Consider the following 23,253-nt stretch of genomic DNA (forward strand, 5'->3'; position numbering starts at 1 on the left):
TGATGAAACTCCTTACATTAGGGGATGAATTTTAAATTAAGACCTCTTTTGAATATCCTGGTAGCCCTAGGATTCTTAACATTTGGCTGTAGTTCTGATAAATCAGAAACCCCAAAATCACCAGCTTACACCAATATCATATTTATCCTGGCTGATGATTTAGGCTATGGAGATTTGGGTTTTTTGGGACAAGAGTACATTGCAACTCCCAATATCGACCGCCTGGCTGCTGAAGGGATGTTTTTCACTAATCATTATTCGGGAGCGACGGTCTGTGCTCCATCCAGATCTGCGCTAATCACCGGGTTGCACACCGGTCACACTCCCATACGGGGTAATAGGGAAGTGAAACCAGAAGGGCAATACCCCATGCCGGATTCCATTCCTTCGCTGGCTCGGGTGATGGCAGAGGCCGGATATCAGACCGGAGCTTTTGGCAAATGGGGACTGGGTTTTATTGGCACCTCAGGAGATCCATCCAATCAGGGATTTCAGGATTTTTACGGGTACAATTGCCAGCGGTATGCCCATAGGTACTATCCTGCCCACCTTTGGCACAATGATGAGAAAATCATCCTCGAAGGGAATGACTGGACCGAGAAGGCCGTCTATGCTCCCGATTTGATCCAAAAAGAGACTCTTTCCTTTATAGATCAAAATAGGGACAAACCCTTTTTTCTCTTTATGCCGATTGTGATGCCTCATGCCGAGTTGGCAGCACCAGATGATGAGATTTATCAAAAATACAGGTCAAAATTTGCTGAGGAAAAGCCATATAAAGGCAATGCAGGTTCTGCTTATGGACCAGATATGAATATCTCTGCCTACCAGCCTCATGACTATCCGCATGCCGCTTTCGCTGCGATGGTGGAGCGAATAGATGTGTATGTGGGTGAAGTATTGGATAAACTGGAAGAGCAGGGCTTAGCTGAAAACACGCTGATTGTTTTTGCATCTGATAATGGAGCCCATAGAGAAGGCGGGGCAGACCCTGATTTTTTTGATAGTAATGGGCCATTCAGGGGGCATAAGCGGGATTTGTATGAAGGAGGAATCCGTACTCCCATGATCGCGTGGTGGCCGGGTAAAGTCAAAGCAGGTAGTAGCAATAATCATATTTCTGCTTTTTGGGACCTACTGCCAACTTTCGCAGAGATCGGAGGCGCGGATGTTCCAGATGACATAGATGGAATATCCTTTTTGCCCACTCTGCTTGGAGAGGGGAACCAACCGGAGCATGAGTATTTGTATTGGGAGTTTCATGAGCAGGGTGGAAAACAGGCTGTCCGCCAAGGAAAATGGAAGGCGGTGAAGCTTCAGGTTTTTGGTAAAGGAGAGCGAAGAACAGAATTGTATGACCTGGCCGCAGATCCAGGTGAGGAGAATAACATTGCTGCGGAGCATCCAGCTAAAGTCAAAGAGTTAGAAGCACTGATGCAGACAGCACATAGCCCGAATCCAGTTTTTGGGCTGTATAGTGAGGAAAGGGAGAAATTGGGGCAATAGGCTTGAACTAAAAAAAGACGGAGAATAAATCCCCGCCTTTAATACCCAATCTATTTTACAATAAAACCTTTGTAAGACTAAATATAGATTCTCGAACTATTGAAAGTGTCCTTTACTGTCCTGTTTTCTTCTAAGAGTTTTGTTTGAATATGGAATAAATACAATAAGAAACATGGATATATGCAATCATGGTCGTAGCCAATAATTCTTTGCTCAGCTGGTCGGAAGACCGATGACCTGCCTTTGCAGGTAAGCAATTCCTTTAAGGCTTTAGGCTTAATACTAGTAAAAAAGCGTAGACTGATAATAAATAAAAAGATAAGTGAAAAAAATCAAATTGAGTGTAGCTGTTTTTTCTGTTTCTATTCTGCTGATTTTGGCATGCGCGGAGAAAGTCAAAAAAGAGGAGGATAGTAAAGGTCCCCAGGTGGGATCTCTAAGGGCAGAATCTGAAGATTTTTACAAACTAATCAGTAAGGATGCCCAGATTGAAGTCTTGGCGGCTGGATTTGATTGGACTGAGGGACCCTTATGGCTGGAATCTGAGCAGGCTTTGATATTCTCTGATGTGCCGCAAAACAAGGTTTGGAAGTGGTCGGAAGAAGATAGTATCAGCTTATATTTAGAGCCTTCGGGTTACTTGGGGGATAGAGAAGGGAAGCGGGAACCTGGCTCTAATGGGTTGATATTGGATCATGAAGGAAACCTAATACTTTGCCAGCATGGCGAAAGAAGGATAGCCAAAATGCTCGCGCCTATCGCAACTCCTACCGCAGACTATGAGGAATTGACCGGAGCATACGAAGGCGATAAATTCAATAGCCCCAATGACCTGGTCATGAACCAATCTGCACAATTGTTTTTTACAGACCCTCCATACGGCCTGGACGATTGGGATCCAAAGGAACTGGATTTTCAAGGGGTTTATAGATTGGATCAAAGCGGGGAGCTGATACTACTGATAGACAGCCTGAGCAGGCCCAATGGGATAGGTCTCAGTCCGGATGAACGCACCTTGTATATAGCGCAGTCGGATCCTGGTAAGGCGCGTTACTATGCTTATACTCTAGACGAAAAAGGTGAGGTGACTTCAGGAAAAATTTTGCTGGATGCCACAGGAAGTGTGGGCAGCGGTAAGCCCGGCTTGCCTGATGGACTCACTGTGGACAAAGCAGGAAATCTTTTTGCTTCCGGTCCTGGAGGAATCTGGGTGATCAGCGCAGAAGGAGATCATCTGGGGACTATTGTTACAGGTCAAAATACCAGTAACTGTACTTTTGATACGGAGGAAAACTATTTGTATATGACTGCGGATAATTTTTTAATGCGGATCAAGATGAAGTAAACCTTTAGGGTTTTTGCTCCTGATTTTCAGCGCTGCTTTTAATTTTAAATGAAGGTGGCACATAGCCTTCGGGCAAATAGCTGGGTGGAACAGCAAGGGGGTTGCCATCTCTGGCAGCTCGAAAATGAGGCGACATAATCTCTACGCCAGCTTCATTGAATGCATCCTGAATGAGGGAATGAAGTTCAGAATAGATTTGGGCTGCTTTCTCTGGTGTAGCGGTGTATGCATTGATTTGATAACTCACGTAGAAATCATCCAGGCTTGTCTGCAGCACAAAGGGTTTGGGTTCTTTCAAGACCATATCTGTTTTTAGCGCAGCTCCTATAAGTAGCTCATGAACCTGGCGCCACTCCACATCATATCCTATAGTAATAGTCGTGTGCAAGATTAAGCCCGGACCATTTGCTTCTGCCGAATAATTGATAGTTCTACCGTTAAGAATTGAGGCATTAGGGATGGTTACTTCCTCATTTTTTATGGTTCTCAGACGGGTGACCAGCATGGTTTTCTCGATCACATCCCCTGTAGTTTCACCAATTTTCACACGATCTCCAAGTTTGAATGCGCGCATGTAGATAATCACTAGGCCAGCAATAATATTACTGATGGCAGAGGACGACCCCAAAGAAATCAATAATCCTAAAAATACACTGACCCCTTGGAAAGCTGGGGAGTCAGATCCCGGCAGATAGGGGAAAATAACAATAAAGGTAAAGGCTATCACCAACATCTTAACCAGATTGAAGGTAGGTTTAGCCCATTCAGGATAAAAACCCGGGATAGACAGATTGCCATTGGCTACTTCCGCCGAAATTAAATTGATACCTTTTACCAGGTAGTAGGCGATAGAGCAGGCGATCAAAATCATGATCATCTCCGGGATATACCCAAAAAATGAAATCCCAATCGATTTTAATGGAGAAATCACATAATTCAATAATATGCTTGAAAGGCCTTTTGTGGCCGGAAAGATCGAAAAAGCAATGGGGAGGGACAGGTAAATGAGGGTGAAAATCAGAATTACCTTTAAAATTCTCATGATGACAAAAAGCAGTCGTTCCTCTTTTTTGGCAGACAGGACTTCAATGTTCTTTATTTTGATGCCCCGAAAGTAATTGCGCCATTTACGCAGGATGAAATTAATCAAGGAGTTAAACCCTTTATTGATGTATTTCACCAGGATCAACAGTACGATGAGAATACCCAAAATTATCCCTGTGCGGATCAGGTTTTTGATCAGGCTTTTTTCTCCATGATTTTTTACATAGCTGTCTTTTATAGCAGTAGCATATTCTTGAGCAAGTTCATTTTTATCCTTACCCAGAAGTTTTGCATCGAGGGTGGTGATGCTGGCCAATACCAGATCTCCATGCAGTATTTCTGCGGAAAGTTCATCCTCTATGATATTTATTTTAGCAGTATCAAAGGCCTCATCTTCAGTCAATAGGTTAAGCCTTTCCGATTGGTTTTTTGCGCGCTCTTCGGCAGAATAGGGTCCAAATTTCGTGCGTATGAAAAACAAGGTGTCCTCGTAGAAGAGCACTGGGCTCGCTTCATACTCAACACTTTCCAAAGAATCTGAAGCTGTCTCTTGGGCATTTACCTGTGTGGCAGGCAAGCTTAGCATAAGAAAAAAGAGCAATAAAAATGGCTTATACATCAGGTTGAGGTTATGACAAAAATCATTCATGACTGGAAATATTTCCTTGATCCTCATGGATCTGCTGGGTATTTTGCAAAGCTGTTCGCAGTCAAAATAACTAAAATTCATCAATTTTCTGAGACATCAATTAACTCCAAACTAATCATGACCTTCAATAAGATCTTTTATGGAATCTGGATTTTCCTTTTTGCACTCTTTGCTTTTTGGCAACTCAACGACGTGGATCCGGAAGTTTGGGTGACCATTTATGCTATGGCCATGCTGTTTTGTGTGTTTGCGGTAAGGGGGATATTCCCTAAAATACCTTTGACCATTGTAGTGGTAGTTTGTGTTTTGGGGGCGATTTACTTTTTTCCAGGAGGTGTAGGAGATTGGATTTCTGATGAGTGGGCGCAAAAAGACCTGACCATGAAGACGCCAGCCATGGAAGAAAACCGGGAGACATTCGGTTTGATGATTATCGCTTTGGTGCTAAGCCCGGCGCTGTACAAAGCCTGGAAAGGAAAGGCCTAACTTGATCTATTACTACCTCTATGAAAGCCATACTATCCCTTCTTTCGCTTATGATACTATCTAGCTTCAGCTTTGCGCAGCAGCTCGAAGGCACCTCTACATACTTCGAAATGCGGAAATACTACGCAAACCCGGGCAAGCTTCCGGATCTGGTCCGGCGTTTTGAGGAGCACACGCTGCGCCTATTTGAGAAAAGCGGGATGGAAAACCTGATGTACTTTGTTCCTGTGGAAAACGAGGACAATTCTCTGACTTACATTTTGGGATACCCTGATGAAAAGGCTAGAGATAGGATGTGGGATAAATTTGTAAATGATCCAGAATGGCAAGAAGCGAAAATGGCTTCTGAGGTGAATGGCCCCTTGGTCAAACAGGTGGAACAAACCTTCATGCGGTTGGCTCCAGGACTCAATAATCTTCCGAAGCAGCAGCCTAGTGGTGTTTTTCAGCTCCGAATTTATACTTGCTATGATGGTCGGTTGGACAATTTGATCAGGAGGTTTAAAGACTATACCCAGGCACTGTTTGATAAGCAGGGATTGAAAAATTATCCGTATTGGGTCAGTGTGGAGAGGGATGGGAGCCAGCCGAGGTTGATTTACCTTCTGGGAGACAAAGACTTGCCGGCTTTTGAGCGAGCGTGGCAGAATTTCCTCAAAGATCCTGCTTGGGTTCAAGCCAGAAACGGATCTGAACTGGATGGTAAAATCGTGGAAAAAGTAGATGCAGTTTATTTGCAGACTCTGCCTTTTTCTCCCATCAAGTAAATTCCTTCAGGAAGTTTTAGATGGACCTGTAGCGAGTAGGCTGAATTCTTCGTATTGGGGTTAAACTTGATTATTTAACTCCAATTTTATCATGAAGAAAGTCCTTTTACCCGTATTGTTTCTGAGCACGGCTCTGTGTTTTTCCTGTAAGGATGATGAAGATCCTGCTACAGCCTGTGGCGTGGCGGATCCTGTGGAAGAGCTAGCTTGGCTCAAAGCTATCAAAGAGAATGCAGAATCAAGCCCGAGACCTGAGTACACTTACATCACTCAGGCTACTTTTGAAGGAGAGACAGTGTTCTATAGTGGAAATTGTGATCCTCTTGCAAACTGGGCTTTGGTACTCTATGACTGTGGTGGAAATCAAATCGAAGAAGAATATACTTTTGAGGATTTGGAAGATGCAGTTACTATTTGGCAACCAGAAGAGTCAGTTTGCGCTTTCAGTAGTGAAAATGGTTGAGCCAAAAGCGTAACAAGCTTTGGTTAGGTATCGTAAAAAAGCCATTCCGAAATAGTTTCGGAATGGCTTTTTTGTAGGTTGGTGGTTGCTTTTTAGTTTGAGTTGAACGTTAATCCTGCTAGGATAAATGTGCCTGGAGTACCTCCATTCAGTGTTTTTGAAGTAATGTAAAGTTTATGCATTGCTCCATCAGCCTGTCCGGTGATTGGAATATTCACTTGTTCGTAAGCAGGTTGTCCTTCAGGAGCGCTTACCGGACCTTGGTTATACTCCTTGGTTCCGACAACTGGCCCATCCGGACTATCCAGCCTAAGTTCGAATGTGAATCCATCCGTTAGTTTTGCCATAGTGGCTGTATTTAAGGTCACCGAGGAAATATTAGTCAGATCTACATTGGCAATAGCAAAAGACCCTGGAGTAGCCGGAACCATCAAAAGATTCATTCCTCCATACGCCATTTTGCTGTATCCTCCATCCAGTTCTACTGCACTGCCCAGATCAACGGTATTGCTGGAAAGCAGGTAAGTAGATGAGCCGGTCAGCGGCTTGATGTTAGCTCCACCTTGATCGGTATAGGAAGCACTAATCATCAATACACCTGTAGGAGTGGCAGTTTTGCCCAAAGTAGGGTCAATAGTGCCGGCACTTGGAAGGCTAGGCTGAGTTTCCTGATCCAAAGAAAGTATATAGCTGATCAATGCATTCAGCTCAGATTCTGGCAAATCAGGATTTGCTGGCATAGCTGTTTCTCCCCAGACACCTGCTCCACCTTCTCTGATTTTCTTCTTCAGATAAGGGATATCCCGGTCGGTGTACTTTTTAGCAACCGAAGTGTAATCTGGCCCTATGGACTCTTCAGCCTCCTTGTGACAAGTCTTACAGGTCAAAGAAGCCACTAGAGACTTTCCTACCATGGCATCGGTGAGGATTTTGTGTCCTTGGTTTGCCTCTGCCTGATCCAACCCTTCCAGGTAATCTGCACTTACATATAAATTGTCCTTATCGCTGGCAGCATCTGGATGATCCTCATCACTTACGATTACTTCATACGCTACTTCTTTACCTGGGAAATAGAATGCCTGGTTTCCTTTGATGGCTACTGACACTTCAGGGGCGATATTTCCGGAATAAATAGAAACTGGAATACCTGCTCCCTGTAAGCCTGCAGGATCATTGGCGGTTACGTTTACCATATATTCCCGTGTTTCGTTGAAGGTATGCGTGAGTGTAGGCTCTTCGGTGGTTTTGGTTTCGCCATTTCCTAAATCCCAAGTATAAGTCATTGGGTCTCCTTCTGGATCTGAAGCATCAGCAGTAAAGGTCACTGTGACCGGATTGGCTCCAGATGTTTTGTCTGCTGTGATTTCTTTGACTACCGGAGCTCTGTTGCCTCCGTTATAATCAATGCGGAAAAGTCCTGAATCTGGGTTTTTAGCAAACCAACCGTTTCCATATTCCAGTCCATAAAGGTGCCCGTCAGGCCCCATTTCCAAATCGATCAGCGCATTGAACTTAGTATCAGCCATGAATGGGTCCATTTTTGAATAGTCTCCCTCTTCTGTCAGGGTCACTAGTTTGATCCAACCCCGAACCCAATCATAGATGATCAATTTGCCATCGAAATAGTCCGGCAATTTATTCTCATCACTGTACATGTCAGAGTAATAAATTGGACCGGTCATGGCATTTCTGCCTCCAGTGCCCAATGAAGGGAATTCTTTGGACTCTCCATATGGATACCAGATAAGAGCGGGCTGGGTAGGAGGGAGCTGAGCGATTCCGGTATTGTTTGGCGAGTCGTTAGTAGGACCATTGATGTCGTAGAGTTCACCGGAAGTACCATCGGAATAGTCGTATTGACGGTATGGGAAATTATTCCCGATGACAAATGGCCATCCAAAATGTCCTGCTTCTTGCGCCTGGTTAACCTCATCATACCCTCTAGGGCCTCTGGTAGCCATACTGTCAGCATTGGCATCTGGACCTACTTCACCCCAGTACAAAAATCCTGTTTTCTGATCTATGGAAATTCTATATGGATTACGTAGTCCCTGAACATAAATCTCAGGTTTGGTGCCTTCAGTTCCCGGTGCATAAAGGTTTCCTGCAGGAATATCGTATGAACCGTCTTCCTTCACTTTAATTCTAATGATTTTACCTCTCAGGTCGTTCGCATTTCCAGAACTTCTTCTTGCATCAAATTGCTTATTGCCAGATCTGCCATCGAGTGGAGCAAAGCCATTGTTGGTGAACTGAGTATTTGACTGGTTAAATGGAGTGGAGTTATCACCTGTAGAAAGGAACAGGTCTCCGTTAGGGCCAAAGGCAATGGAACCGCCGGTATGGCAGCAAATCTGCCGCTGAGAATACAATTCTAAGATAATTTGCTCGGAACTCATATCCCAGTTTCCGTCCGCAAACTTGAAGCGGGAAAGTCTATTCACCTCCTTTTCGGTAGGAGAATAGTACACGTAAACCCAATTGTTTTCTGCGAAATCTGGATCTTTTTGAATTCCTAGTACTCCTTCTTCGGCATTTACTCCACGTACAGAAGTTTTCCAATACACATCCAGTTTTGCTACCTCACTTATTTCCTTTGTTTGGCTGTTGTAAAGCAAAATCTCACCTCTTCTTTGCGAGATCAAAACATCTAGATTTGGCAGTACGGTCAATTCCGTTGGTTCTGTGAAATCACCTACATTCAGCATGGTTTTGCTGAAGCGATTGGCTTCAGGTACCCGCTTGCTTTTTGCTTTGGAGTAATCCAACTCTGCATTATCGCCGATTGCATACTCAATCCCCGCCAATAGATGCTTGAGGTATAATTCTTCTGAAAAAGACTCACTGGTGTGACCTCCGCCTGTGTAAAATGCACGGCCTCCGTCATAGTCATGGTACCAAGCGATAGGGTGCTCTCCCATGTCGTAACCTCCTTGGTAAGAATCTTCATCCAAAGTCATCAAGATGTTGACTTCTGGGTTCATTTTCTGGTAAGAATACCACTCGTCAGTTCTCTCCCAGGGACTAGGCAGGAAGGAAGTGGAAGGATGGCTTGAATCCACGACGTTGACCTGCCCTGCTTGTACATTTGGATGCGGGTCATTGATTCCTGGATGATCGATGAAGTAACCTCCCACTAGCTTGTTGTACCAGCCCCAGTGATATTCTGTATCTGCTGCGGCATGGATTCCGACGAACCCGCCTCCAGACTGGATGTAGCGTTCAAATTCGGCTTCTTGTACATGATCCAAAACATCGCCTGTGGTACTGAGGAAAATTACGGCAGCGTATTGGGCTAGGTTTTTTTCATTGAAACTGCTGCCCTGGGTGGTGGTATCTACATCGAATCCATTTTCTGATCCAAGTTTTTGGATCGCTGCGACACCTTGCGGAATAGATTCATGGTAGAATCCAGCTGTTTTGCTGAATACAAGTACCTTAGGATTGCCTGAGCGTGAATTACAGCTCCAGAACCCTAAGCAAGCTACTAGTCCCAGTAATAGCAGGCTTCGTAGGTTTTTTGAGAAGTTCATAGGTTTATTGTTGATGAGATAAATTGGGTTGTTTTATTGTGGTGAATGCGATTTCGTTATTCAGCCGTTAATTTATAAGATAAATTTGTGAATTTGTCATTTCGATACAATAGAAGGTCAGAAAAGTTGACTTTCAGCATATTTGGGCTCCCTGAGATAGTCTGACAGGGATGAAATCAGCTTCAATATTAAACGCTTGCTGATAAATGGATGTCATGGTTTTTTGGAAGTCTGCGAGCTCAGCAGTCTCCACCAGGTTAATGGTGCATCCTCCAAAACCTCCGCCCATCATTCGCGAACCCAAAACTCCTTTGAGTTTCCAGGACTCGCTGGCCAGAAAATCCAGTTCCGGACAGCTGACTTCGTAGTCCCTGCTGAGACTTTCGTGCGATTCCTTCAGTAGTGTTCCAAACATGTCCAGGTCTCCAGCATGCAAGGCTTTTGAAGCTGATTCCACCCGGGCTATTTCCGTTATCACATGTTTGGCTTTAGGGAAAAGTGCGGCAGGTAACAGTTGTTTCACTTGTTCAAGTTGGTCCACCGGAATGTCGCGCAAGGTTTTCGCCTCAGGATAATTTGCCTGTAGGACGCGTACACTTTCCTCGCAGGCTTCCCTTCTTTTGTTATAAGCAGAATCGGCCAGAGAATGTTTTACGTTCGAATTGACCAGGATCAAGGAGTAATGTGCAAAATCAGCTTCTACTTCGAAATGACTGTTAGTTCTGCAGTCTAGCAGTAAGGCATGTCCTTCTGCGCCAAAGGTGGAGGCATAGGGGTCCATGATGCCACATTTGACCCCGGCAAAGAGGTGCTCGGATTTTTGAGCGTAAAGTACCAGTGACTTTTTAGAGACAGTGAGTGTAAAAAGACTGGAAATGGCGGTGCCAATAGCCACAGAAAGTGCAGCGGAAGAGGAGAGTCCAGAGCCTACGGGTATGTTTCCGCCAAAGACCAGGTCAAAACCGGCTGTTTGGAATCCAGCCTGTTGAAACTGACTTAACATTCCCATGGTATAATTGGCCCAGTGTCCTTTTTTGGGGGAAAGTGAATCTGGCGAGAAATCAAACTCTTCATCCAGATCAAAAGCATAGAGCCTGCAATGGTCTAGTTTGTTTTTTTGTATTGCCACATATATGCCCTGTTCTACCGCTGCCGGAAATACCAGGCCTTCCTGGTAGTCAGTGTGTTCTCCGATCAAATTGATTCGTCCTGGCGCAAAAGCTATCAAAGGTTCGCTCCCAAAAAGTTTCTTGAAGCGATTGGCAATTTTATCTTTCATTTAGTATTCAATAGGTTATCAAAGGTTTAAGGCTTTATGACTAAGTAGTCGTGGGGAATTGCCAGTCCTATGGGTTGATGTAGGTTGCAAACGGCACTTGGTCCACGCTCTTTACAAGGTGCAAAGATAGACTGCAAGCCGTCTATTTCTCCGTTGACTTTCTTGGGAGCAAAGTAGTGTCCAATACTATAGAAATAGGATCATCCGAGGCTATCCCGTCCAGCTGGTCCAGCAGGTGTGTGACCGCAAGTTTCCCCATCTCATACCCAGGCTGAGCGACAGTGGTGAGAGAGGGTTCTACCACTGCTGAGGAAGGGTTATTGGTAAACCCAGCCAGCGCCATGTCCTGTGGTACTCGGATGCCCTTCTCCTTCCAGTAAGCAAGAATATCCAGGGCAACAGGGTCGATCATACAGAAAACACCGTCGGGTCTTTCTTTCATTTCGGCGATTTCTTGCCCGATTTTAATATTTCCCTCAGTGGTGAGATTGGAGATTTTGACCATTTTCGGATCAAACTCAACTCCAAAATCCTCCAATGCCTGCATGTAGCCTTCTTTTCTTTTTTTGGAAATATAAAGATCCTCCGGTCCGGAGACGTACATCACTTTTTTGCAACCGTTCTCCAGCAGGTGCTTGGTTACCTCATAAGCTCCTCCCACATCGTTGAAGGTGACTTTGGATACAGGGATGTCCTCATTTACCCGGTCAAAAAGCAAAAAAGGAATTTCTCTGTTGTATAAATCCAAAAGATGCTCATAATGATTGGTTTCCCGGCTTAGCGAAATCAACAGGGCATCTACCTGAGAGGAAACCAAGGTTTTGATGTTTGCCATTTCCAGGTCTATGGACTCATTGGACTGGCAAATCATAATGTTATACCCGCGGGTGTTGGCAAAATCCTGAATGCCACTGATGCAGGAAGCGAAAAAATGAGAAGTGATCTCAGGGACGATTACCCCCAGAGTTTTGGTGCGTGAAATCCTTAGACTTTGAGCCAGAAGATTGGGCTGATAATTCATCTCCTTGGCCATTTCCACGATCTTCCTTTTGGTTTCGGGATGGAGTTCAGGAGAATCTTTCAGCGCTCGGGAAATGGTAGAAACAGATACCCCCAATTTCTTGGCGATTTCTTTCATCGTTACCTGATGACCTTTCTTCATTTGGATATTTCTTTAAGCTTCACAGGTCCCTTTACTCTAAAGGAACCAACCAAGTAGGAAATATAAGCTTTTACTCTTGGTAAATTGTAAATAAAACGGTTTCGCCCACAGCCTGCAAGGTTCTCTGGTCAATGATATCCATATTGTCGGCATGCTTGTGGTGATACTGACCAAAGCCAAAATCAGGTGAATATTCAATAATGTCTATCATCGGAATTCTCGCATATTGATTGACAAAGGCATGGTCGTCCAGGATTTCCGGTGAATCCTTGTAGATGAAGAAGTCGCCTTGACCTACTTGATGGGCATTGTCCCATACTTTTTTCAAAATTCCCGAAGCATACTTTCTAGAGTATCCTTCCCGGTAAAAACGTGCTCCTTTGGCTCCGACCAAATCGACCAGGATTCCGTAGTAGGCGGAGTAATTTGCACGATGCTTGTTTTGGGACCAATGCTGGGAGCCTAGACACCACCAAACTTTGCTATTGTCCTTGACCTTGGCATGTTCAGGTTCCCCATCGTCCTCTCCGTCAAATAGAATAATGTCTATGCCCACCTCTGGCTTTAGTTCCTGGGTGCCGATCACCCGGGCAATTTCCAGAAGTACAGCTACTCCGCTAGCCCCGTCATTTGCACCATCTATGGGTTCATCAAGGCGTTCGGTGTCCTTGTCGGCAATTCTCCGGGTATCATAGTGTGCTGCGAGTAGTATGCGCTTTTTGGCTTCAGGATGGTAAGCTGCGATGATATTACTAAGATTCCAGGTCAGCCCGTCATAAGTATTGGCTTCAAAGTCTTGCGTTTCCACCGTGAAGCCATAGCCTTTGAGCTTTTCGATCAGCCAAGTTTGTGTGGCTGCATGCCCTGGAGTTTCTGGTACTCTAGGGCCAAAATCCACTTGCTTTTGAACAAAGGCATAGGCGGAATCCGAAGAGAATGTAGGGTAGGGTTTGGCTACCTTTTCTACAATCGTACTAGCCTCTTCTTTGGGGGCACTGCATGCAGCCGCCAGGGCCAGCAAGGTGATTAGCCAAATCCTATTCTTCATATGCCCAGTCAATTTTATCTTTCATGTCTTTAACCACAAATCCCAGATCTTTTAATCCTGCTCTGATTTCATCCACTTTGGCATAGTCACGAGCAGTTTTTGCTTCAGAATAAAGCTTCAATAGCAAATTGATCATTTTATGCTGCGAATCTGATTTCTCCTCCATCAATCCTAGAATATCTTCTACAAAGGTGATGAAGTTTGTAATCAAGGCATTGAAAATCTCTTCCCCCAATACTGCGGGCTGGAGTTGTCCGGTGTACATGGAGTTGATTTTTTTCAATAAATTAAATAAATGCCCTATCGCCTGCGCCGTATTGAAATCATCATCCATGGCCCGGTAGGCATTACTGATGCTGGATTCGATTTGCTGAATCTGCTTTTCATCACGATCCGCCTCAGCCGCCTGGTATTGCAGCATTTTTGCGATTCTCAAGCCATTGATCAGCTTTTTGTAGCCCTTTTGCGCAGCTTTCAAGGCATCATTGGAGAAATCCAAGGTAGATCTATAATGCGCTGTCAATATGAAATAACGGATGGTCATCGGACTATAGGCCTGCTCCAAAAGGTCATGATCCCCATTGAACAGTTCCTGTAGGGTAATGAAATTCCCTAAAGATTTGCCCATCTTCTGACCGTTGATAGTGATCATATTATTGTGCATCCAGTAGTTTACCGGATCCTCGTGATTGCAGGCGTTTCCTTGGGCGATTTCACACTCATGATGCGGAAACATCAAGTCCATCCCGCCACCGTGGATATCAAAGTGCTTGCCGAGGTATTTTGAACTCATGGCTGTACACTCCAGGTGCCAACCAGGAAATCCAACACCCCAAGGGGAATCCCACTTCATCAGATGCTCAGCAGCTGCATTTTTCCATAGTGCAAAGTCTACCGGATTACGTTTTTCGCTTTGGCCGTCCAGATCTCTGCTTCCGCTCATCAGCTCCTCGATGATTCTGCCGGAAAGTCTTCCATAAGGAGTTTTCTCATTGTATTTCAAGGTGTCGAAATACACCGATCCATTGACCTCATAGGCCAAACCCTCTTTCAAAATGGCTTCTACCAAAGCGATTTGCTCAGGGATATGACCTGTGGCTCGGGGTTCTATATTGGGTTTCCAAGTATTGAGCAAAGCCATGTCTCTATGGTAGGAATCCGTGTATTGCTGCGCAATTTCCATGGGTTCCAGCTGCTCAAGTTTGGCTTTTTTGGCAATTTTATCTTCGCCCTCATCTGCATCTCCTTGCAGGTGGCCTACATCGGTGATATTTCTGACATATCTTACACGATAGCCCAGGTGGGTGAGGTAGCGATTGACTGTGTCGAAAGTCACTGCAGGTCTGGCGTGTCCTAAATGTGCGTCACCGTAAACTGTGGGACCGCAGACATATAATCCTACAAAAGGAGGATTGATGGCTTGGAAGTTCTCTTTCTTGCGGGAAAGAGTGTTGTAAAGCTTTAATTGATGCGATTTCATTGATAGAATCAAGATTCAAGTATGAAGAACCAAGAACGGGAAAAGCCCAAAATTGATTCAGTCTGCAAAATAGGGGATTCGGGTCGGGAAATGAAGAATTAAGTGAATTTGGATAGGTTCTTACCAAATTAGTAAAATCTTAGTCTATATCACTTTGGTGTTTTTTTTCGGAGAAAGAAAAAAGACCCTCCGAATTAAACTTCAGAAGGTCTTGAGACCCATCCTTACAAGTCTAGGAAACTCTAAGGATTTAATAGGAAAGAAAAACCTTCGGGCTTCGTAAAACCCCAAAGGATCACTAGTTAATGTTTAAAGTGTCTCACTCCCGTCATGACCATTGCCATGCCGTTTTCGTCACAGTAATCTATGCTCAGCTGATCTTTGATCGAGCCACCTGGCTGGACTACAGCTGTGATTCCGGCTTTGCCAGCGATCTCCACACAATCAGGGAATGGGAAGAATGCATCTGAAGCCATCACTGCTCCATTTAGATCAAAGCCAAAGGACTTGGCTTTTTCTATGGCCTGCTGCAAGGCGTCCACACGGGAAGTCTGGCCTACGCCGGATGAAAACATCTGGTTGTCATTGGATAGGATGATGGTATTGGACTTGGTGTGCTTGCAGATTTTCGCTGCGAAAACCAAGGCATCTTTTTCAGCTTCTGTGGGAGATTTTTTAGTAGCTACTGTGAAGTCCGCTTTGGTCTCAGTAGCCAGATCTTTGTCCTGCTCAATCACTCCGTTGAGCAGCGTTTTCATCATTTTGGTGCCAGGAAGCTCCATTTTTTGTTTCAGCAAGATTCTATTTTTCTTGGCAGTCAAAACTTCCAAAGCTTCCGGTGTGAAATCCGGAGCGATCAACACTTCGAAAAACAAAGAGTGCATCTCCTCAGCGGCCTTCTGGTCTACGGTTTGGTTGGTGACCAAAACTCCCCCAAAAGCGGAGGTGGTATCTGCTGCGAAAGCTTTCTGATAGGCTTCTTTCACGGTAGGTGCCAAAGCTACTCCACAGGCGTTGGTGTGCTTCAAGATCGCAAAGGCAGTTTCTCCTTTGAATTCAGCGATCAGGTTGACAGCTGCGTCCACATCCACCAGGTTGTTATAAGAAAGCTCTTTACCGTTCAACTGATCAAATAGCGCTTCCATATCCCCATAAAAATGAGCGGCCTGATGCGGATTTTCTCCGTAGCGAAGGGCTTTTGCTTTGGTTTCTGAAACTTTCAGAGCTGGGATATTTTCTTCCCTGTTGAAGTAATTGAAAATATGCGTATCGTAGTTAGAAGAAACCTGGAATGCCTGAGCTGCAAAATAGCGACGGTCTTCAAGGGTTGTAGCCCCGTCTTGATCGGCTAGTTTCTGCTCCAGTTCTTTGTACTGGTCTTTAGAAGCAATGATGATCACATCTTTGAAGTTCTTCGCTGCTGCTCTGATCAGGGAAATGCCTCCAATGTCTATTTTCTCAATAATATCTGCTTCAGATGCCCCTGAAGCCACAGTTTCTTCAAATGGATACAGATCCACGATCACCAAATCAATGGCCGGAATGTCAAATTCTGCTGCCTGCGAAAGGTCATTTTCATTCTCCCTTCTGTAAAGAATCCCTCCAAAAATCTTCGGGTGCAAGGTCTTTACCCTACCACCAAAAATCGATGGATAGCTGGTCAATTCCTCAACAGGAGTTACAGCCGCACCTTGTTCTTCTATAAATTTCTGTGTACCACCGGTAGAGTAGATGGTCACGCCGTGTTTTTTTAGTAGGGCGATGATAGGTTCGAGATTGTCTTTATAGAAGACAGAGACTAGGGCAGATTGAATTTTTTTTGTTGCCATTTAAGAATGGATTTGTTTGATTTCTAAAGGATATAAATGTCCGCTTTAGCGAAATGCAAAGGTAGGAAAAAAGGTTAAAAGGAGGAGTGTGGAAAGAATGATTGAGAGCCTTTTCTAAACTAATCCCTCTATCACCTGAGGAAAATGCCGGTGCTCCAGCTCATGTACTTTGGCGGCTATGCTTTCTGGAGTGTCCTCCTCTGTGACTGGGGTGGAGGCCTGAAAGATTATTTTCCCTTCGTCGTAATGCTCGTTGACCAGGTGAATGGTGATGCCGGTTTCTTTTTCGCCGGCCGCTTTTACGGCTTCATGTACATGTGTTCCATACATGCCTTTGCCTCCATATTTTGGCAATAAAGCCGGATGAATATTGACCATACGGTCCGGGAAAGCACGGGTCAGTGCTACCGGGATTTTTAGTAAAAAACCAGCCAGAATCACCCAGTCTATCTTTTCCTCCCGTAATTTCTCCAAGAGCTGTCCGGCATCCATTTCCTTTCTGCTGAACGTAAAAGTGGGCACGTCGAATTTCTTCGCCCGCTCCAGGACAAAGGCATCGGGTTTATTGGAGGCTACGAGTGCGATTTCTGCTTTTGCAGAATGCTGAAAATGTGCCATGATTTTTTCGGCATTGGAGCCGCTTCCGGATGCTAAAATGGCTAAGCGTTTCAATGAGGTGCAGGTTTAGTATGACACCAGCGAAATTAAAGGAATTCTTCCGCAATGGCGTGATGGCGCTCTTTTTTTAAACTTGATTTTTTTAGCCTTTTGATTTCAGCTTTCTCAGTTCATGTCCTCACTTGCCCATTGCCTCTCACCACCCACTTGTAGCTGCAAAGTTCCTTCAGGGCCATGGGACCGCGGGCATGAAGCTTTTGCGTACTGATGCCTATTTCTGCTCCCAAGCCAAACTGCGCCCCATCGGTAAAGGCTGTAGAGGCGTTTTCATACACCGCAGCAGCATCTACCTCCAGTAAAAATCGATGGATGTTCTTCTTACTTTCTGAAACGATCGCTTCGGAATGCTTGGAAGAATACGCCGCAATATGATCTAAGGCTTCATCCAGGGAAGACACTGTTTTGATGGACATTTTTAAGCTAAGAAACTCGGTGCCAAAATGGGTCTGATCGGCTTGGGAGATGTTATCATGCTGCTCCAAAGCTGCAAAAGCCTGCTCATCTGCAAAAATCTGAACCCCTCTCTCCAAAAGCGGAGCAAGCAAGGCGTTCAAATCCGAGAGTCTTGATTCATGGATGATCATGCAGTCCAGGGAATTGCAGACGCTCGGCCTGCGGGTTTTGGAATTGAGCACAATCTCTCGGGCTTTCTCCAGATCTGCGGTTTCATCCACATAGGTATGCACGATGCCAGCTCCGGTTTCGATCACCGGTACTTTGGCATTTTCCCTTACAAAATTGATCAGCCCTTGGGAACCTCGAGGGATAATGACATCCACAGCACCAACGGCCTCTAAAAGCGCTTGGGTAGCTGCTCTTTCTGCCGGCAAAAGCTGAAATGCCGAGGTGGGTAAGCTATGATTTTCCAATACCTGATGAATCAAAGTCATGATCGCCCGGTTGGAGTGATCTGCATCTGATCCACCCTTGAGTACCAGGCCATTTCCTGATTTTAAAGCCAGTGAAAATACGTCAAAAGTCACATTGGGGCGGGCTTCGTAGATGATTCCTACCACTCCCAGCGGCACAGTGGTTTTCTCAATTTTCAGTCCATTTTCCAAAGTGTTGCTTTCCAGGATATGGTGTAACGGACTGGGCAAGGCGCTGACCTGAATAATCTCCCCGGCGATAGTTTGAATGCGCTCCTCAGTCAGGAGCAGCCTATCGTACATGGGATTTTCGGAGTCCATCTGATCCAGGTCTTTTTGGTTTTCGGCGAGTAGAAATGCTGTGTTTTCCACTGCCAGTGCGGCCAGATTGTGCAGCACAAAGTTCACCTGATCATTGGCAAGTCCGGTAAGTTTTCTGGAGGCTTTTTTTACTTCTTCAAATATATGCTGGTACTCAGTCATGGTCGAAAAGATAGAGGTAGTCGTAATGGATTAATGCTTTTTGTTTTTTTTGTCCCAGTCTTTCCTGGGCTAGTTTGGAAGAATACTCTGCTCTGCCCAAGCCGATTTTTTGGCCATTTTCATCGCGGATGAGGAGTATATCTCCTTTAGAGAAATCACCGCTGAGTTGGGTGATGCCTACAGGTAATAAGCTGCGGATGACTTCAGCTGTCAGGGAGGCTTTAGCTCCTGCATTGATAGTAACTTCTCCTACGTAATAATGTTCTCCATGCGCCAGCCATTTCTTGGCTCCATGCTTGGCTTTCTTGGGTTCAAACCAGGTGCATCTCAAACTCTTGTTTGCAAATTCCGTCAGAACATCATCCCGTTTGCCATTGGCGATGATGACCTGGATTCCCAGGTCCGCAGATTTCCTGGCCATGGCGTACTTGGTGAGCATTCCCCCTCTGCCAAAGGAAGACTTGGAAGCCGAAATGTAGCTGGACACTTCCGGCATTTTGGCGGATACTTGCTCGATCAATTGGGAGGCAGGGTCAGACGGGTTTCCCGTGAAGATCCCATCCACATTGGTGAGGAGCAGTAGTGTGTCTGCATTGATCATCGCGGCGGTAAGACTAGCCAGTTCGTCATTATCTGTAAACATCAACTCGGTGATGGTCACGGTATCATTCTCATTGATGATGGGCAGGATTCCCTGTGAGAGCAATGCCTGGACGCAGTTTTTCATGTTCAGAAAATGCTTTCTATCCCTGAAGTCCTCTTTGGTTACCAAGATCTGTGCGACGGCTTGCTGATGTTTTTCAAAGAAATTCAAATACTGATTGATGATGCGGATCTGCCCGGTGGAGGACCAGATTTGCTTTTTGAAAACAGGGTTGAGATTTCCGGGTAGGGGAACAGACTTTCTGCCGAAAGCCACGGCACCAGAACTTACCAGGACTACTTTGATTCCTTGGGAAATCAGAAATTGGATCTGAGCTACGAGTTTTTCCATGCGCAGCAGGTCAGGAAACCCATTTTCCTGGGTCAGCACATTGGAACCTATTTTGATGACTACTAATTTGCTGTCCAGCATTTTTTGAAAAATTTGGGTGAAAATAGGGAAGAAGGGCTGGAATAGCTAAAAGTTGTAGGTGGAAAACACCTTTTTTTAAATAGCAAGTTTTCAATTTTCATTGAAAATTAAGGTGGCGTTATGTTTTAATCTATAGCTATGTCATTGTGAGAATAGATTTTTTATCATATTGATATTAAATTTCAAATTAGTATAGCTACGCCTTGGCTCTCTCTCTCTCTCTTTTTATTGCAATTCTAGTATCTGATATGACTCAGGTATTATTTTCTTATTTTAAAACTTTAATTGTTACAGATTATGAAAAAATACAGAAAGTTAATTTTCGGATTGTTGTTCTTTTTTGGGACGTTTGCATTGTCTAATTTGGGTTGGGCAAATAAGGATTTTCCTCTTCATTATTACCAAGAAATAGTTGATGATGATGGGAATATTATTTGGGATGATTGCTATCCTGTAACGGGAGACTGTGTAGTAATAACTCCATAATTACTTTAGCATAAAAGTCGCCTACCTTGGGTTAAGGTAGACGATTATTGAAATTAATCAAATGAGATTTTATATTTTAGGCTTTTGGGTTATCCTCAACATAACTTTTACCTCATGCACAAACAAGAAGGATAAGGAGCTCCAAGAACTTCATGCAGAAACTGATTCAATAATTTTTCAATTGGATAAGAGTAGCTCCAACAGTCCTGGAATTTATTTCCGATCCTATAAAAATTCGTTAGTGCTATACAATAGGAATACCAATTCTTTGGATTTTTATTCTCGTTCAAAAGGGCTTGAGATGAGGGTAAATCTACCCAGTGATGGGTCGTATAGAATTCAAAGGTTTACGGGTTTTGATATTCTGAAAGAAAGAATCTTTGTAGCTGACCAGATGAGTCTATTAGAAATGGATTTCAATGGTAATGTGGTCAATAAATATAGTAAACTGCAAGATTCTGAGGGGTTAGCTGTCACTCCCAATTTTGCTGGAGTTAATAAGTCAATTTTGATTGATGGGAAACTTATTTTCACCGGTTTTAATTTTTTGGATTTAGGAAGAGGAAGTTTTGATGAAGTACCGCTGTTATATTCATTAGACCTTGCTTCAGGTGAGCTGACCAGATATTTGAATTATCCGGATGATTTACCTATCGTTTCCAGTGATTATTATTTCAGCCAGAATACAATTGTTCAAAATGATAGGGTATTGCTGAATTATGCTCCCAATCAAGTTTACGGCTATAAAGAAGAATGGCAAGAATTTGAAGCCAGATCTTTGAGTTATACTCCTGTTTCTGAATTTAGAGGTGATATAAAACTAAATGCAGACTCTAAAGAACATCTTAAAACAAATTCAATCTACCGGGCTTTAATAAGTGATCCATACCGAAATTGTTACTATAGGATTTATTCGACTCCTTTTGATCCTAACGGGATAAACAATAGAAAAATCACCCACCTATTGGTTTTAAATTCCAATTTAGAATTGGAGAAGGAATTTATCTTGCCAAAAGGATTAAGCCATTTTGGTTATTTTTTAAATGAAGTAGGCCTTTATTTTGTGAATAGTAATTACAATGAGCTTCATGAAGATGAGATGAAGTATACCAAAGTCTATCCTTTAGATTGATCTTCAAAGAAAACCCATACTAATAGTCCCAACCAGCATCAAAATCTTGGCTAAAGCACTGAGTTGGGTAAAGTGATCTTTGCGATCTGCTTGGTAAATCAGGTACATGAAATAAGTGAAAAACAAGCCCAAGCCGCTAAAATAATAGAAAATCAAGGGACGGTTCAGTTTGAAAGTGACGATAAGAATGGCGCAAACAAACACCGCTGCGATCAGGAAAATCACGGCTTTGGTTTTGCGGAAGCCTATGACGATGGGGAGTGTGCGGCACCCGTGTTTGCGGTCTCCGGGACGGTCTTCTATGTCCTTGATTATTTCCCGGATCAGATTTAGGAAAAAGGCAAAAATAGCATAAGTTAAGACCAGTAATTCGGATTTTTGGTAGTGAAAACCAATCAGGAAAATAGCCAGGCCTGTGAGGAATGCAACCGTCAAATTTCCGATAAAAGGCTCTCTTTTGAGTTTATTGCTGTACAGCCATAGTAAAAAAGCTGCTCCGAAATTGATCATAGCCACTTTGGGACTGACCATTAAGCCTATTGCAATGGCAGAGATATTCAGGATAGTATGCAGCAGTATGACTACTCTGCGCTTGATGCCTTTACCTACGACTACCTCCCCGGGACGGTTTACATAGTCGATTTTCACATCGTAATAGTCGTTGATCATATAGCCGGCAGCAGTGATCAGGCTGGTGGAAAAGACCATGAGATACAGCTTGTAATCCTGCAGTACCGGCAGTCCGCTGTTGGTGGATTCCACCAGGAAAAATGCAGTCATCAGCTGAGAAAACGCCACCATCAAAAGGTTGATGGGTCTGCTGATCTGAAAAAGACCCCGGATCGAAATGGTACGGCTCACATTGATTGCATTCATGATCCAAAATTAACCCAAAACTCTTCACTTCTAAGGTATTCCGGGAGTAATTAGTTTCTCAGAAAGCATTGATTATAGAGTGGATAAAAGAAAAGCGACCTCAAATGAAGTCGCTTTTCTAAACCTACAAAACCAATTTATTAATCAAACTCTAATTGTTTACTATTTCTGTTTCTAATTCTACCAGTGCCACGGCACCATGAATTCCTGTTTCATCCATTTCCGAAAGCAGGATTTGGAGGTTTTCTATGACAGTGGGGTAGTTAAATCCTTCCAGACTCTTCATCATGGACTTTTTGAAGAGTGGGTAGGTCTTACGGATAGAACCTCCTAGGATAATGGCTTCGGGAGCCAATCCATATAAAATATGCTTGATTAGTTCTCCCAGATGATGCCCAAATTCCTCAAATGCCTGTATGGCTATCGGATCTCCTGCCAGGGCTTTTTTAGCTAGACTTTTGGGCTTGCTGTGGTAGTATTTTTCGAAGAACTTGCCACTGCAGTAATGCTCGTAGTCGTGATCCAGATAGGATGCACTGCACCACTCTCCGGCTGCTGAATTGACCCCGCTGTATAAATGTCCGTTGATGACGATTCCCCCTCCTATGCCGGTGCCCAGGGTGAGCCCTACGAGATGGTTGAACTTTCTTCCCACACCAAATTTATGCACGCCAGAGGCAAAGCAATTGGCGTCATTATTAATGAATACCGGCTTGCCAAATCTCTGTACCAGGAACTTTTTAAGCTCTACATGCTGAAAGGCAGGGATATTCGAAAGCCCCAGTACTATGCCTTCTCGTACATTCACTAAGCCCGGGATCCCTATGCCTATACCGGCTAGGTCATAATGAAGGTAGGACTCGATAAAAGCCGCTATCGTCTCAAGGATGTGCTCTTTAGTTTCTTTGGCAGGTGTGGATATTGAGCGAATATCTTCCAACTCACCATTGATCAATATTCCACCCTTAATTCCGGTGCCTCCGATGTCTAATCCCAAAATGGCTTTTTCCATTCGCTACTCTAATATAGGTTTAGGTTTGAGAAATTCACCGCCGAGCCTATA

At 44.1% G+C, this 23,253-nt stretch carries 19 protein-coding genes; 7 read left to right on the top strand and 12 right to left on the bottom strand.

The window, feature by feature from the left end; translation table 11 throughout:
* The first annotated feature begins 24 nt into the window (after positions 1-24).
* Together PBT90_RS04420 and PBT90_RS04425 are read left to right on the top strand one after the other, a co-directional pair.
* Positions 25-1,506, top strand: a complete 1,482-nt coding sequence (locus PBT90_RS04420) for an arylsulfatase (RefSeq protein WP_270131776.1) — start codon at positions 25-27, stop codon at positions 1,504-1,506.
* Between the two features lie 322 nt (positions 1,507-1,828).
* Positions 1,829-2,851 (top strand): SMP-30/gluconolactonase/LRE family protein, encoded by a 1,023-nt coding sequence (locus PBT90_RS04425; protein WP_270131778.1) that lies wholly within the window; start codon positions 1,829-1,831, stop codon positions 2,849-2,851.
* A gap of 4 nt (positions 2,852-2,855) precedes the next feature.
* Here PBT90_RS04425 and PBT90_RS04430 read toward each other — a convergent pair whose 3' ends face one another.
* Positions 2,856-4,571, bottom strand: a complete 1,716-nt coding sequence (locus PBT90_RS04430) for a mechanosensitive ion channel family protein (protein ID WP_270131780.1) — start codon at positions 4,569-4,571, stop codon at positions 2,856-2,858.
* A 90-nt stretch (positions 4,572-4,661) separates the two neighbouring features.
* On the opposite strand from PBT90_RS04430, the gene PBT90_RS04435 reads away from it, so the two are divergent.
* From PBT90_RS04435 to PBT90_RS04445, 3 genes are all read left to right on the top strand, one after another.
* Positions 4,662-5,030, top strand: a complete 369-nt coding sequence (locus tag PBT90_RS04435) for a transmembrane 220 family protein (protein ID WP_264809188.1) — start codon at positions 4,662-4,664, stop codon at positions 5,028-5,030.
* A 50-nt stretch (positions 5,031-5,080) separates the two neighbouring features.
* Positions 5,081-5,797: an NIPSNAP family protein gene (locus PBT90_RS04440; RefSeq protein WP_270131783.1), complete on the top strand. Its 717-nt coding sequence runs from the start codon at positions 5,081-5,083 to the stop codon at positions 5,795-5,797.
* Positions 5,798-5,888: 91 nt separating this feature from the next.
* A complete protein-coding gene (locus PBT90_RS04445; protein WP_264809190.1) occupies positions 5,889-6,260 on the top strand; it encodes a hypothetical protein in 372 nt (123 codons plus the stop codon).
* 92 nt (positions 6,261-6,352) lie between these two features.
* Here PBT90_RS04445 and PBT90_RS04450 read toward each other — a convergent pair whose 3' ends face one another.
* The 9 genes from PBT90_RS04450 to proB form a co-directional block, all read right to left on the bottom strand.
* A complete protein-coding gene (locus PBT90_RS04450; RefSeq protein ID WP_270131786.1) occupies positions 6,353-9,793 on the bottom strand; it encodes a ThuA domain-containing protein in 3,441 nt (1,146 codons plus the stop codon).
* Between the two features lie 133 nt (positions 9,794-9,926).
* On the bottom strand, positions 9,927-11,072 hold the full coding sequence (galK, locus tag PBT90_RS04455; protein WP_270131788.1) for a galactokinase: 1,146 nt from the start codon (positions 11,070-11,072) through the stop codon (positions 9,927-9,929).
* 142 nt (positions 11,073-11,214) lie between these two features.
* Positions 11,215-12,234 (bottom strand): LacI family DNA-binding transcriptional regulator, encoded by a 1,020-nt coding sequence (locus tag PBT90_RS04460; protein WP_264809193.1) that lies wholly within the window; start codon positions 12,232-12,234, stop codon positions 11,215-11,217.
* 70 nt (positions 12,235-12,304) lie between these two features.
* A complete protein-coding gene (locus PBT90_RS04465; protein WP_264809194.1) occupies positions 12,305-13,282 on the bottom strand; it encodes a M28 family peptidase in 978 nt (325 codons plus the stop codon).
* Complete coding sequence (gene cysS / locus PBT90_RS04470; RefSeq protein ID WP_264809195.1) at positions 13,272-14,762, bottom strand: cysteine--tRNA ligase; 1,491 nt, start codon at positions 14,760-14,762, stop codon at positions 13,272-13,274. The genes PBT90_RS04465 and cysS overlap by 11 nt, the downstream gene beginning before the upstream one ends.
* A 302-nt stretch (positions 14,763-15,064) precedes the next feature.
* A complete protein-coding gene (purH, locus tag PBT90_RS04475; RefSeq protein WP_270131792.1) occupies positions 15,065-16,591 on the bottom strand; it encodes a bifunctional phosphoribosylaminoimidazolecarboxamide formyltransferase/IMP cyclohydrolase in 1,527 nt (508 codons plus the stop codon).
* A 114-nt stretch (positions 16,592-16,705) separates the two neighbouring features.
* Positions 16,706-17,263, bottom strand: a complete 558-nt coding sequence (gene purN / locus PBT90_RS04480) for a phosphoribosylglycinamide formyltransferase (RefSeq protein ID WP_270131794.1) — start codon at positions 17,261-17,263, stop codon at positions 16,706-16,708.
* A 116-nt stretch (positions 17,264-17,379) separates the two neighbouring features.
* Positions 17,380-18,621: a glutamate-5-semialdehyde dehydrogenase gene (locus PBT90_RS04485; RefSeq protein WP_270131796.1), complete on the bottom strand. Its 1,242-nt coding sequence runs from the start codon at positions 18,619-18,621 to the stop codon at positions 17,380-17,382.
* The gene (gene proB / locus PBT90_RS04490) at positions 18,614-19,696 is read right to left on the bottom strand and encodes a glutamate 5-kinase (protein ID WP_270131799.1); all 1,083 of its coding nucleotides are present in this window, start codon (positions 19,694-19,696) and stop codon (positions 18,614-18,616) included. Before proB ends, PBT90_RS04485 begins: the two co-directional genes overlap by 8 nt.
* Positions 19,697-19,993: 297 nt before the next feature.
* Between proB and PBT90_RS04495 the strand changes: the two genes are divergently transcribed.
* Both PBT90_RS04495 and PBT90_RS04500 read left to right on the top strand, forming a co-directional pair.
* Positions 19,994-20,182: a hypothetical protein gene (locus PBT90_RS04495; RefSeq protein WP_270131801.1), complete on the top strand. Its 189-nt coding sequence runs from the start codon at positions 19,994-19,996 to the stop codon at positions 20,180-20,182.
* 61 nt (positions 20,183-20,243) lie between these two features.
* Positions 20,244-21,314 (top strand): DUF4221 family protein, encoded by a 1,071-nt coding sequence (locus tag PBT90_RS04500; RefSeq protein WP_270131803.1) that lies wholly within the window; start codon positions 20,244-20,246, stop codon positions 21,312-21,314.
* 3 nt (positions 21,315-21,317) lie between these two features.
* Here the strand turns inward: PBT90_RS04500 and PBT90_RS04505 are convergent, their stop codons facing one another.
* Together PBT90_RS04505 and PBT90_RS04510 are read right to left on the bottom strand one after the other, a co-directional pair.
* A complete protein-coding gene (locus tag PBT90_RS04505) occupies positions 21,318-22,190 on the bottom strand; it encodes a geranylgeranylglycerol-phosphate geranylgeranyltransferase (RefSeq protein WP_270131806.1) in 873 nt (290 codons plus the stop codon).
* 151 nt (positions 22,191-22,341) lie between these two features.
* Positions 22,342-23,202 (bottom strand): ROK family protein, encoded by an 861-nt coding sequence (locus tag PBT90_RS04510; protein WP_264809203.1) that lies wholly within the window; start codon positions 23,200-23,202, stop codon positions 22,342-22,344.
* Positions 23,203-23,253 lie beyond the last annotated feature (51 nt).

The sequence above is a fragment of the Algoriphagus sp. TR-M9 genome (genome assembly GCF_027594545.1).
GTDB lineage: Bacteria > Bacteroidota > Bacteroidia > Cytophagales > Cyclobacteriaceae > Algoriphagus > Algoriphagus halophytocola.

Bases quoted from the DNA above. Each gene is read 5' to 3' on its own strand.
- PBT90_RS04505 (WP_270131806.1), bottom strand. From the start codon at position 22,190: ATGAATGCAATCAATGTGAGCCGTACCATTTCGATCCGGGGTCTTTTT.
- PBT90_RS04495 (WP_270131801.1), top strand. From the start codon at position 19,994: ATGAAAAAATACAGAAAGTTAATTTTCGGATTGTTGTTCTTTTTTGGG.
- PBT90_RS04485 (WP_270131796.1), bottom strand. From the start codon at position 18,621: ATGACTGAGTACCAGCATATATTTGAAGAAGTAAAAAAAGCCTCCAGA.
- PBT90_RS04500 (WP_270131803.1), top strand. From the start codon at position 20,244: ATGAGATTTTATATTTTAGGCTTTTGGGTTATCCTCAACATAACTTTT.
- PBT90_RS04445 (WP_264809190.1), top strand. From the start codon at position 5,889: ATGAAGAAAGTCCTTTTACCCGTATTGTTTCTGAGCACGGCTCTGTGT.
- PBT90_RS04465 (WP_264809194.1), bottom strand. From the start codon at position 13,282: ATGAAGAATAGGATTTGGCTAATCACCTTGCTGGCCCTGGCGGCTGCA.
- purH (WP_270131792.1), bottom strand. From the start codon at position 16,591: ATGGCAACAAAAAAAATTCAATCTGCCCTAGTCTCTGTCTTCTATAAA.
- PBT90_RS04460 (WP_264809193.1), bottom strand. From the start codon at position 12,234: ATGAAGAAAGGTCATCAGGTAACGATGAAAGAAATCGCCAAGAAATTG.
- cysS (WP_264809195.1), bottom strand. From the start codon at position 14,762: ATGAAATCGCATCAATTAAAGCTTTACAACACTCTTTCCCGCAAGAAA.
- proB (WP_270131799.1), bottom strand. From the start codon at position 19,696: ATGCTGGACAGCAAATTAGTAGTCATCAAAATAGGTTCCAATGTGCTG.
- PBT90_RS04435 (WP_264809188.1), top strand. From the start codon at position 4,662: ATGACCTTCAATAAGATCTTTTATGGAATCTGGATTTTCCTTTTTGCA.
- PBT90_RS04510 (WP_264809203.1), bottom strand. From the start codon at position 23,202: ATGGAAAAAGCCATTTTGGGATTAGACATCGGAGGCACCGGAATTAAG.
- PBT90_RS04420 (WP_270131776.1), top strand. From the start codon at position 25: ATGAATTTTAAATTAAGACCTCTTTTGAATATCCTGGTAGCCCTAGGA.
- PBT90_RS04430 (WP_270131780.1), bottom strand. From the start codon at position 4,571: ATGAGGATCAAGGAAATATTTCCAGTCATGAATGATTTTTGTCATAAC.
- PBT90_RS04450 (WP_270131786.1), bottom strand. From the start codon at position 9,793: ATGAACTTCTCAAAAAACCTACGAAGCCTGCTATTACTGGGACTAGTA.
- PBT90_RS04440 (WP_270131783.1), top strand. From the start codon at position 5,081: ATGATACTATCTAGCTTCAGCTTTGCGCAGCAGCTCGAAGGCACCTCT.
- galK (WP_270131788.1), bottom strand. From the start codon at position 11,072: ATGAAAGATAAAATTGCCAATCGCTTCAAGAAACTTTTTGGGAGCGAA.